The sequence below is a fragment of the Enterococcus sp. AZ048 genome, assembly GCF_051715125.1.
Taxonomy (GTDB): Bacteria; Bacillota; Bacilli; order Lactobacillales; family Enterococcaceae; genus Enterococcus_A; species Enterococcus_A gilvus.
The window spans coordinates 2205729-2217572 of the sequence record NZ_JBIOTD010000001.1; the positions used below are offsets into that span (position 1 = coordinate 2205729).

Annotated in this window: 9 protein-coding genes; all 9 read right to left on the minus strand. The window is 45.8% G+C overall.

Annotated features, from left to right (window positions below; genetic code table 11):
- Window positions 1-94: 94 nt before the first annotated feature.
- The 9 genes from IGI66_RS10865 to IGI66_RS10905 all read right to left on the minus strand — a co-directional run bounded on the left by IGI66_RS10865 (window position 95) and on the right by IGI66_RS10905 (window position 11831).
- Window positions 95-1132, minus strand: a complete 1038-nt coding sequence (locus tag IGI66_RS10865; protein WP_438848940.1) for an HTH domain-containing protein — start codon at window positions 1130-1132, stop codon at window positions 95-97.
- Window positions 1133-1238: 106 nt separating this feature from the next.
- Window positions 1239-3347 carry a heavy metal translocating P-type ATPase gene (locus tag IGI66_RS10870; protein ID WP_438848942.1) on the minus strand — a complete coding sequence of 703 codons (2109 nt, stop codon included), beginning with the start codon at window positions 3345-3347 and terminating at the stop codon, window positions 1239-1241.
- 66 nt (window positions 3348-3413) lie between these two features.
- Entirely contained in the window at window positions 3414-5588 is a 2175-nt protein-coding gene (locus IGI66_RS10875; protein WP_438848944.1) for a heavy metal translocating P-type ATPase, read from the minus strand.
- A complete protein-coding gene (gene copZ / locus IGI66_RS10880) occupies window positions 5589-5798 on the minus strand; it encodes a copper chaperone CopZ (protein WP_435933903.1) in 210 nt (69 codons plus the stop codon).
- 49 nt (window positions 5799-5847) lie between these two features.
- Window positions 5848-6291 (minus strand): CopY/TcrY family copper transport repressor, encoded by a 444-nt coding sequence (locus IGI66_RS10885; RefSeq protein ID WP_438848947.1) that lies wholly within the window; start codon window positions 6289-6291, stop codon window positions 5848-5850.
- A gap of 215 nt (window positions 6292-6506) precedes the next feature.
- Entirely contained in the window at window positions 6507-8564 is a 2058-nt protein-coding gene (locus tag IGI66_RS10890) for a heavy metal translocating P-type ATPase (RefSeq protein ID WP_435933902.1), read from the minus strand.
- A 211-nt stretch (window positions 8565-8775) separates the two neighbouring features.
- The gene (gene asnS, locus IGI66_RS10895; protein WP_010779876.1) at window positions 8776-10074 is read right to left on the minus strand and encodes an asparagine--tRNA ligase; all 1299 of its coding nucleotides are present in this window, start codon (window positions 10072-10074) and stop codon (window positions 8776-8778) included.
- A 38-nt stretch (window positions 10075-10112) separates the two neighbouring features.
- Complete coding sequence (locus IGI66_RS10900; RefSeq protein ID WP_435933901.1) at window positions 10113-11300, minus strand: pyridoxal phosphate-dependent aminotransferase; 1188 nt, start codon at window positions 11298-11300, stop codon at window positions 10113-10115.
- A 27-nt stretch (window positions 11301-11327) separates the two neighbouring features.
- Entirely contained in the window at window positions 11328-11831 is a 504-nt protein-coding gene (locus IGI66_RS10905; RefSeq protein ID WP_010779874.1) for a cell wall elongation regulator TseB-like domain-containing protein, read from the minus strand.
- Window positions 11832-11844 lie beyond the last annotated feature (13 nt).

Genomic DNA, 11844 nt, shown 5'->3' on the forward strand with positions numbered 1-11844 from the left:
CCCACGAATGTACAAAAAGATGCAAAATAGAACGGCATCCTCAACGTAGTCTTCATCATTATAGCATAACCTATCTTGAAGAAAAATCTTCACCTCAGTTTCCCCTTGGAGAAGTGTCGTAGGCCTGATACCTTTCTTGGATCAACAAGGAAGATTTTAAATTGGGAGTCAGCGTTAAGGAGGCTGAATGGACCGAAGAGAAGATTTCCTTTAGCGCAAAAGCCAATTCATCCAGCTGGCAATTGGTCAAAAACGGCAATCGTCGTTTAAATTCTTTGGCTATGATATAGAAATGATCGCTCACCGTATCCCCGCGCCATTTTAAATTGAAGAGCGTCAGCGGCAGCCCTTGATAAACCCCTAAAAATAAATCAAACAGTTTGGCAGCCAGCAGCTCCTCCGTAGTGCCGGATTTTTCTATAAATACTTCTTCAATAATGGTACATGCCTCATGCACCTCCTGATACAAGCTGCTCCGCTGCTGCTGATGGGACCTGTAAAGTTCAAGATAGTTGTCGAAATGATGCCTAAGATAATCAAAATAAAAATACTCCGCCAATGGCGACTCCACTCCGAACTGACTGTGGAAGTCTTCTAGCTGTTCCCCCGCAAAAAACGCCGCTTTCTCAATGGAGGGAAGGGGCCGATTCAAATAATAGTGCGCCAGTTGATCATACATTTCCTGTTCCTCAAAAGAGTAGAAATCCCGTAAATAGCGTAACTGCAGCAGCACGATCAGTGCAGGCTCGCCCGCTACCTCTCCCGATCGGTGATTCACAGAAATATTCAAGTGAAGGATCTGCTTGTTCAAGCGTCTTAACTTAGAATAGCTGCTTTTGGTATCCCCGTCATTCCAAAGATAGCCTCGAAATAGTTGAAACCGCGGATCTGCGCGGATCAATTTACGGCAGAGTCCTAAATAATTCGGCTCGGACTGCCAGTTGATTTGCCAAATCTTCTCTTTTATTAAGAAATTTTTCTGTCGCAGCTCCTCTATGTCCCGTGAGATCGTTTTTCTGCTCACGGTCATTTTCTCAGCCAGCTCTGTGACTGAATAGCGACTGTATTGAATCCATTCTAACAATTGCAATTGCCGTTGACATTTTTTCCTCGTGATAAATTCCCAGATCATGCGCCACACTCTTTACCCGTCAAATAAACTCCTTTCTTTAAACATAGCACAATCTAAGCCGCAGAAGTTTCTCAACTTTTTTCAAAAAATAAAAACGCCTGAATACTCAGACGTTTAAAGTCATCGCATTGATCGCGACGATGATCGTACTTAGTGACATTAAAATGGCGCCCACTGCTGGACTCAAAAGGATTCCGATAGGGGCTAGAACACCCGCAGCCAATGGGATCGCGAGAATATTGTAGCCTGCGCCCCACCAAAGATTTTGGATCATTTTACTGTGGGTCTTTTTAGCTAAACGGACAAATTTCAAAATATCCTGTAAATTACTGTTGGTCAGCACGACATCTGCCGAATCGATGGCGATATCGGTTCCTGCGCCGATCGCCATTCCGATCGTGGCTCTGGCAAGAGCCGGGGCATCATTGATCCCGTCGCCGACCATCATGACTTTTTTCCCTTTATCGGTGTACTGTTTGATGATTTTCTCTTTATCATCTGGCAGCAATTCACTATAAAATTCATGGATTCCTAAATAATCAGCTACAGCCTTTGCCGCTGCCTGATTGTCGCCAGTCAGCATGACCGGTTCGATGCCGCTCTCCCGCAGCTTCGTGATAAAGTCCTGCGCTTGGTCTTTTAGCGTGTCCCCCATTGCAAAGAAGGCGACCAATTGGTCATCGATCAATAAGAAAGAAATCGTGTTGCCCTGTGCTTGATAATCCTTCAGTTTTTCAGGATCAACCTGCAAGTGACGGTTTTCGATTTCTTTCTGATTTGCCAAAATAACTTGATGTCCTTCTACTGTGCCGCTTACGCCGACACCCTTTAGCGTAGAAACATCTTCTGCTTTGTAAGGGGTGATCGTTTCTGATTTCAAATAATTCATAACGCCGACAGCAAGGGGATGGTTCGTTTGACTTTCCAACGCGCCGATATATTTCAACGCCTCTTCTTTACTCTGGTCAGTCAACACTTCGACACCCGTCACCGTGAACTTTCCTTCAGTCAATGTACCAGTCTTATCAAGAAAGACGTAGTCCAATTTGTTTCCCTGCTCCAGCGCTTGACGACTTTTCAACAGCAAGCCATTTTTAGCCGCTAATGAGGTAGAACGCGCGATCACTAAAGGAATCGCCAATCCTAAGGCATGGGGACAGGCAATGACAAAGACTGTCACCATACGATCCAGCGCCTGCGGCAAGTCTGCCACGAAGAGCCAAGCGATGAAGGTCAAAATACCAGCGGCCAACGCAATGTAGAACAACCATTTGGCGACCTTATCAGAGATCGATTCTAATTTCGATTTCTCCTGCTGGGCTTCCTTCACCATCGTCATGACTTTGGCTAAGTACCCATCTTCTCCTGTCCCTGTAACTTTCAGTTGAATGGTGCCGTCGCCATTGACGGACCCGCCAATGACAGTATCACCGACCTGTTTCTGAACGCCTTTTGATTCCCCCGTCACGGCGGACTCATCAACGATCGTAGCACCCTCGATGACCTCGCCGTCCGTCGGCATCTTATCACCCGCACGAACGAGCAAGTGATCGCCTGCGTGAATATCCTGCAGTTTCACTTTTTTCGCAGCACCATCCGCCTCGATCTTGGTCACTTCATCCGGCAGTAATTCAGCCAGTTTTTTTAAGGCGTTACTTGCATTCGAAACAGCGCTCATTTCTACCCAATGCCCTAACAGCATGATCACGATCAAGGTCGCTAATTCCCAGAAAAAGTCCATCACGTGTTCGTGGGGATTGAGTTTGTTCACGACAAAGGAGTACAAACTGTAGATATACGCAACGGAGATCCCCATTGCGATCAAGGTCATCATTGCGGGGCTCTTCATTTTCAGCTCCATTTTAGCGCCGCTGAGGAAAGGCTGACCGCCATAAATAAAGAGAACCGTCGCCAAGACCAATACGACCCACTCCGAACCTGGGAAAGTGAATTGAAATGGCAATTGTATCCCCATCATTGGGGAAAGAACGATGATAGGGATCGACAAAACAAGCGAGAGCCAAAACTTTTGTTTGAAATTCCCCATATGCATCGAATGGTCCATGCCGCCACCCATATCATGGTGCTCATGACCATCCATTCCATGATTCATCTCGTGATGATCGTGCCCCTCTATTGCATGATCCATATGTTGGTGATCATGCATCGACGGGTCCTTTTTCATCGATTCATCCATTTTTTCTCCTTGCTTCATCTCAACGACCTCCTACATCATTTCATCTGATGCGCCTTTTTAGTTATTTCTAACCAAAAAGACGACTTATATTTTTTTCTGATTCAAGCTGAGCGAGTTCAGCAATACACTGACCGAACTAAAGGCCATCGCACCGCCGGCAATGATAGGATTCAAAAAGCCCACTGCGGCAAAGGGAATCCCGATCACGTTGTATAGAAACGCCCAGAATAAATTTTGTTTGATCTTTCTTAGTGTTATTTTGGATAGACGAATACTTTTCTCAACGGATAAAAGATCACTGTTCATCAAGGTGATGTCCGCTGTCTCCATCGCAATATCTGTTCCGCTGCCCATCGCGATGCCGATATCCGCCAAGGCTAGAGCTGGCGCATCGTTGATCCCATCGCCAACCATCCCTACAGATTCGCCTTTTGTCTGTAATTCTTTGACAACTTGCGCTTTATCCTCCGGCAAGACTTCTGCCACGATATCTGATGCAGCTAACCCCACCTGTTCACCAATGTAGCGTGCTGTCTGCGGGTTGTCGCCTGTCAGCATTTTCACGGTGATCCCTGATTCCTGCATTGCCGAAATGGCAGCTTTTGAGGAGGCTTTTACCTGATCTGTCACTGAGATCATGGCAAGGACCTTCGCGTGATCCGTTAAGAACATCACTGTCTTTCCTTCTGCTTCCAACGCTAGCACACGTTCTTCATCAAATAAAATATTTCGCTCACGGACACCCCGCGTAGACCCGACAAAATAAGCCTTCCCGTTGATCACACCTGTGACACCTTGACCAGTCAAGCTTTCAAAAGAATCTACTGGCAGGATCGCCGCCTGATCTTTTCCATAATGATAGATAGCTTTCGCCAATGGGTGCTCAGAATACTGCTCCAAGCTTGTTAAATAAGAGAGTGCTTCTGGATTGAAGGCATCAAAATCAGCAACCACTGGTTTTCCTTCAGTGATCGTCCCAGTCTTGTCTAAAACGATCGTTGTCAAATGCGCGATCTTCTCCAGCGCGCCGCCGCCTTTGATCAAGATTCCAGACTTCGCCCCCAGACCCGTTCCTACCATGATCGCTGTTGGTGTCGCCAAGCCTAAGGCACACGGACACGCGATCACTAAAACAGAAACACTATGAACGATCGCCTGCTGCCAATCTTGTGTGACGAAGCCTGTGGCAAGCAAGGTGATCAAGGCGATCCCTAAAACCGTTGGGACAAAAACTTTGGAAATTTTATCCGCGATTTGCTGAATCGGTGCTTTTTCTCCTTGCGCATCTTCCACCATACGAATGATACGAGAAAGAACGGTCATACTGCCGACTTGCGTTGCGGCGAATTGGATGCTGCCTGTCGTATTGACAGTGCCGCCAAACACTTGATCTTCTGCTTGCTTATCGACCGGCAAGCTTTCGCCAGTCAGCATGCTTTCATCGATAGTGGTTTGGCCGCTGAGAATTTTTCCATCTACGGGAATCTGTTCTCCGGGACGAACACGCACAACGTCGCCTGTTTGCACCTCTTCGATCGGTACTTCTTTCTCTTCACCGTCGACGATCACTGTGGCTGTCTTCGCCTGCAAGCTCATTAATTGTTTGATCGCATCACTGGTTTTTGTCTTCGCTTTTTGCTCCAAGTATTTCCCCAGCAAGATCAAGGTGATGATCATGCCGCTGCTTTCAAAATACAGATCGGAATTATAAGGATTGAAGAAGCCGTTATAGACACTCAAGGCAAATGCCGCGGTCGTGCCCATTGCTACCAGCACGTCCATATTCGGCGCTTTTGTCTTCAACGCATGATAGGCACCGCGATAAAAACGCTGCCCAACACCAAATTGCACCGGTGTCACCAAGATCAATTGAACCAGCGGCAGATGCAGAAAATGTACCCAGTTCGCGTGACTGCCCAGAAGCATCGCGACCATTGCGATCATCAATGGCGCCGTTAAAAGAGCACTCACGAGCAAATCACGTTTCATCTTCTTCAGATACGCGGCTTTTTCCTGTTCGATTTTTTGTTTATGAGCGTCATCAAAGAGTATCGCACCGTACCCGATGGCTTCTACTCGTTGGATCAACTGTTCCGCTGTTAGATTATCGGCAAATTGGACCGTGGCCTTTTCTGTCGCCAAATTCACATTCGCTTCCAGCACACCCTCAGTGGCCTTTAATTCTTTCTCCACGCGGGCAGAACAGTTGGCGCAGGTCATGCCAGTGATCGCAAATGTTTCTACTGTTGCGTCTGCCAATTAAATCACCTCAGTTTCATACCCTGCTTCGGTCACTGCGGCAGCGATTTGTTCTGCTGAAACCTTTGCTCCGTCAAATTTCACCACACCTTGGTTCTTTTTCAAGTGGATCTTTACTTTATCGATCCCTTCCAATTGGTTGATTGCCTTTTCTACATTTGCTACACAGTGATTGCAGCTCATTCCGTTGATTTCAAATTGTTTTTTCATGTTGATCGTCTCCCATTCTGATTGAATTATTTTTTATGGCTGTTGCCAGTTAGTCCTTATGATGATTGCATTCACACTGTCCGGGGATACAGTTGCACGCGATTGTATCGACGGGCTTCTTCTTTACTAATTGTTCCTTGATCTTTTCCACATCTGCCTCCGTCAGTTCCGCTTCTGCAACTAATTCAGCAATGGTTTCGCCGATTCGTTTGGCACAAATATGAGAAAAGAGATTCTCTGTCGCGCTTTTTACCGTCTCGCCTTCACTGATTGCCGGATAATAAATATACTTTTTCCCTGACTGCTCGGTCCGTACCGCTTCTTTTTTTACTAAGCGCCCTAATAACGTCTTGATCGTGGCGGGCTTCCACGCCATCGTCTGACCAAGGATATCGATGATTTCTTGTGCGGTCGTGGATTCCTGTGTCCAAATCACTCGCATGATCTCCCACTCAGAATCACTGATCTTTACTGGTGTGATCGTCATAGCCATACACTCACCTCTTTCGTTTACATTTGTAATCTACATCTTTTAGTTTACATTTGTAATCGTCATTCGTCAACTGATACGATAATTTTTTTGTACGGCGAGAAATGAGTGCCCATTAATGACCCCTTCTGCAATGAAGCGTGGACCACTTTGAATACCTCTTTTCCCCGCAAAAAAAAGGCTTTGTGACCACTAGAGCCACAAAGCCTGTTCATCTACTATTTTATTCTTAAACAACGCATCGCATTCAACACAGCGATCACAGTGACACCCACGTCTGCAAAAACGGCGGCATACATCGTTGCGAAGCCTAATGCTCCTAAGACCAACACGACCACCTTGACACCGATCGCAAACACGATGTTTTGTTTAACGATCCCCATCGTTTTACGTGCGATTCGAATCGCTGTCGGGATTTTTTCAGGCTGGTCATCCATGATCACGACATCCGCTGCCTCGATCGCGGCATCCGACCCTAGGCCGCCCATAGCGATACCGATATCGGCGCGGGCAAGCACGGGAGCATCGTTCATCCCATCACCGACAAAAGCCGTTTTGGTTTCCCGCTGCAATTCCTCTTCTAAGTGCGTGACCTTATCCTCTGGCAGCAGTTCACTGTAGACTTGATCGATCCCGATCTTCTTACCGATCGCATCCGCGATTCCGCGATTGTCTCCAGTCAGCATGACGGTACGCTTCACACCGAGGCTCTTCGCTTCAGCCAACGCTTCAGAGACATTGTCCTTGAGCTCGTCAGCAATCACTAAATGTCCGACAAATCTTCCATCCATCGCAACATAGACGATCGTGCCGATTTCCTGTACGGCTTGGAATGGAATGTTCTTGTTTGCCATCAGCTTTTCGTTGCCGACTAAGAAATGATGCCCATCGATCTCAACTGAGAGCCCAAAACCTGCGATTTCTTCTAATTGACTGACAGCGAGCAATGGTTGATCGACGTAATTTACGATTGATTGAGCAATCGGGTGACTGGAGCTTTGTTCCGCACTAGCCACATACTGTAAGAATTCCTTTTTGTTCATTGTCGTTTCAACAGTTTGAACTTCAAAGACACCCTTTGTCAGTGTTCCTGTTTTATCGAAGACCAAGGTTTCCACGTTTGCTAACGTTTCAATATAGTTGCTGCCCTTGATCAGGACGCCGGCTTTGCTGGCACCGCCGATCCCGCCAAAGAAACTTAACGGTACAGAAATAACCAGCGCACACGGACAAGAGATCACTAGGAAGGTCAGCGCACGATAGACCCAATCATAAAAGGGCTCTCCGGTCACCAGCGGCGGCACGACTGCCAACAAGACAGCCAAGCCGACAACGATCGGTGTGTAGTAGCGAGCAAAGCTGGTAATAAAGTTTTCTGCCGGTGCCTTTTTACTGCTGGCATTTTCCACCAAATCTAAGATCTTGCTGACCGTCGACTCACCAAATGTCGTTGTCACTTCTACAGTCAATTGTCCGCTTTGATTAATAAACCCGCTGAGGATCTGCTCCTCCGGATGGATACTGCGGGGAACAGATTCTCCTGTTAACGCAGAGGTATCCAGCATCGAATTGCCTTCTTTGACGATCCCATCCAACGGTACCTTTTCCCCCGGCTTGATCAAGATACGGTCGCCCACATTGATCGCTTCAGGCGCGACCTTTTTCACTTCACCGTTCTGGATCAAGTTCGCCGAATCCGGACGAATCGCTAACAGTGAGCTGATTGATTTTCTTGATTTAGCAACGGCGTAATCTTGGAAAAATTCTCCTACTTGGTAAAACAGCATAACGGCCACTGCTTCTGGATATTCTCCGATCGCGATAGCGCCAACGGTTGCGATCGCCATGAGAAAGTTTTCATCGAAGATCTCTCCATGGAAAATGTTTGTGATGGCGGTTTTGAGGACGTCATAGCCGATCCACAAGTATAAGATCAAATAAGCAATCAGTTTCAACGGCATTGCCGGAGTAAAGACAGCCAAGCCTCCTAATGCAATGATCGCCACAACAATTTGAATGATTTTTCCTTTAGAGCTTTCCTCTTCTCGTTGCGTTTGCACGCTGTTGACTTCAACATCCGGCTCCAGCTTATTCACGATCTCCTTCGCTTCCTCGCTGACACGTTCAATGTCTTTTTCCGGTGCAACGATCGTCAGTTTCGTGCTCATAAAATCCACTTGAGCCTGCTCCACACCTTTGATTTGCTGTACAGAGCGCTCGATCTTCGCTGCGCAGTTTGCGCAATCCAACCCATCTAACCGATATACTTTTTCCATGAGATTCCCTTCTCTCTTTTACATATGAATGATTCTTCATGTATATTATATATGAGAGCTCATTCATATGTCAAGCATAAAAAGAAAGCTTTTTCAAAAATATTTCCCGATCATTTTCCCCTAACTCTATTTCTAAAAAAGAGACTTGAAACAGCCCTACAAACACACAAAAAAACGCCGAGAATGTCCTCGGCGTTTCAACGATCGTAACTTATGGATAAATACGGTTCAACAAACGTGGGAATGGAATGGCTTCACGAACATGGTCGATCCCTGAAATAAATGTGATCGTCCGTTCAAGTCCTAAACCGAAACCTGAATGGGGCACAGTCCCATATTTACGCAGATCCAAATACCATGAATATTCTTCTTCGTTCAAGCCTGCTTCACGGATTTGTTCCAACAAGTAATCATAGTCGGTCGCACGTTCAGAACCGCCGATGATTTCTCCATATCCTTCTGGCGCGATCAAGTCGGCACAGATCACGACATCTTCACGTGTTGGGTGTGGCTTCATATAGAAAGGCTTGATAGCCTTTGGATAATTTAAGATGAAGACTGGACGGTCGAAGGAATTCGCGATAAACGTTTCGTGCGGCGATCCAAAATCTTCGCCCCACTCAATATCGTCAAAGCCATTTTTCTTCAATAATTCAATCGCTTCGTCATAAGAGATCCGCGGATAAGGAAGCTTTGTATAGTTTTTCAAAATTTCTTTATCACGTCCCAAGACGTCTAATGCGTAGTCACAGTTATCCAGAACACTTTGTACTAAATAAGCCACGTATTGTTCTTGCACTTCTAGACTGTCTTCTTGATGCATGAAGGCCATTTCTGGTTCGATCATCCAGAATTCAATCAAGTGACGGCGTGTTTTTGATTTTTCAGCACGGAAAGTCGGTCCAAATGAGAAGACTTTTCCTAATGCCATCGCTGCTGCTTCCATGTATAATTGTCCACTTTGAGATAAATAGGCCTTATGGTCGAAATAATTTGTTTCAAATAAATCGCTGGTTCCTTCAGGAGCTGAACCTGTCAAAATCGGCGGATCTACTTTTACAAAACCATTGTTATTGAAGAATTCATAGGTTGCACGAATGATCTCGTTACGAATCAGCATGATCGCGTGTTGTTGTGACGAACGCAACCATAAATGACGATGATCCATCAAGAAATCTACGCCATGCTCCTTCGGTGTGATCGGGTAATCATGGCTTTCACCAATGACTTCGATCGACGCTACACCTAATTCATAACCAAATTTAGAGCGTGTGTCCTCCCGAATTTCTCCTGTAACAATGATTGATGTTTCTTGCGTCAATTCTTTCGCTAAATGAAAAACTTCTTCTGATACATCACTTTTGACAACGACCGCTTGAAAGTAAGCTGTCCCATCACGTAATTGTAAGAAAGAAATCTTTCCGCTTGATCGTTTATTCGCGACCCAAGCCCCGATTTTTACTGTTTCGCCAACATGGTTCTTGGCATCGATGATTTGAATTTGTTCCACAAATGTCTCTCCTCACTTATTTATCCCGAAATAAGGTTTTACTTTTTACTATTTTCTATGAAACGACGAATCCGCACGACTGCTTCTTCTAGATTTTCCATACTGGATGAATAACTCATTCGCACGCTGTCAGAAGAACCGAACCCTTCGCCTGTTACCAGCGCCACACGCTCTTGTTCCAACAAATCGTTGACCCAAGTCGTTACATTGTCGTAGCCGCCTATCTCCATCGCACCTTTGATGTTCGGAAACAGGTAGAACGCTCCTTGCGGTTTTTTAAGCTCAAAACCTGGCAGGTCCGCTACTTTTGGATAGATGGTATTCAACCGCTCTTCAAACGCTTGACGCATCTTTTCTGCTGTTTCCTGCTCTCCCGATAAAGCCTCAGCAGCAGCTACTTGGCTGACCGCCGTCGGATTGCTCGTTGCTTGAGAAGCAATCGACGTCATGGCACCGATGATCTCTTCGTTTCCGATCGCATAGCCAATTCGCCAACCCGTCATAGAGTAGGTTTTCGAAACGCCATTGATGATCACGGTATGATGAAAAATATCTTCTGACAATGAAGCAAGGTGGGCTGCTTTGTTTCCATTATAAACAAGATGATCATAAATATCATCTGAGACAATCAACAGGTCGTGACGGACGGCCCATTCCCCGATTTCTCGCAGCTCATCTTCCGTGTAGATCATCCCTGTCGGATTCGACGGGGAATTGATGATCAGTGCTTTTGTCTTTTCCGTACGAACCTCTTCTAGTTGATCGATCGTGATCTTATAGTCATTGTTTTGCGCACCTGCAACAAACACAGGATTCCCTTGAGCCAGCTTGACTTGTTCACCATAACTCACCCAATAAGGAACTGGGATGATGACTTCATCTCCTGCGTCCAGAACTGCTTGGAACAAGGTATACAAGGCAAATTTTGCCCCGCTTGTGACAATGACATTCTTCGGTGCGATGGAAAGGTCATAATTTTCCTTAGTGAAGTCCACGATCGCAGATTTCAATTCAGGGGTCCCGCCAGAGGCAGTGTAGAAGCTGACTTTGCCCCCTTCGATTCCCTTGATCGCTGCCTGCTCGATGTTTTCCGGCGTTGTGAAATCAGGCTCCCCCACAGTCAAGCTGATGACATCTAATCCTTGGGCTTTCAACTCTTTGGCTTTGGCGGTAGCTGCTAAAGTGACGGACGGTTCTAAGTTTGTTACACGCTGTGATAATTTCATAACCAATAACTCCCTTACCAAGTTTTTTTAGATTTCTTTGATGACTTTGATTTGTTTGCCATCATTAAATGACAGCAAGTAATAAAAAATCGCGCCCTTCTCATCCTTCGCGGTGATCTCCCAAGCGGTTTTATCTTGATAGATCCCTAAGTTGGCTTTCTCAAAAATCAGATCTGGATTCTCCTCATTAAAGCGTTTTTCTGCTTGTTCTTCGGTCAGACCATCCTTTTGATTGAGAACGCGGACTTTCTCTCCTGATTTCGGAACGATCACGATGATCGATTCGCCAGTATTATTTTCACCCGTAACGGTGAAATAGGTTTTTTCACGATTGAACCAATAAAAATGATCAACCGTTTTTAAATCGGCATATTTTTCTGCCATTTGAACCGCTTCTCTTTTGGCTTGCTGCATCGGACGATTTGAACGGATAAAAATCATGGTCGCCGCCACGATAATAATTAGTAAAAATGCCACGATCCCTAAAAGCCAGCGGTTGAGCTTTTGCTGCCTTGTACTATTCGTATCCAAAATCATACTCCTC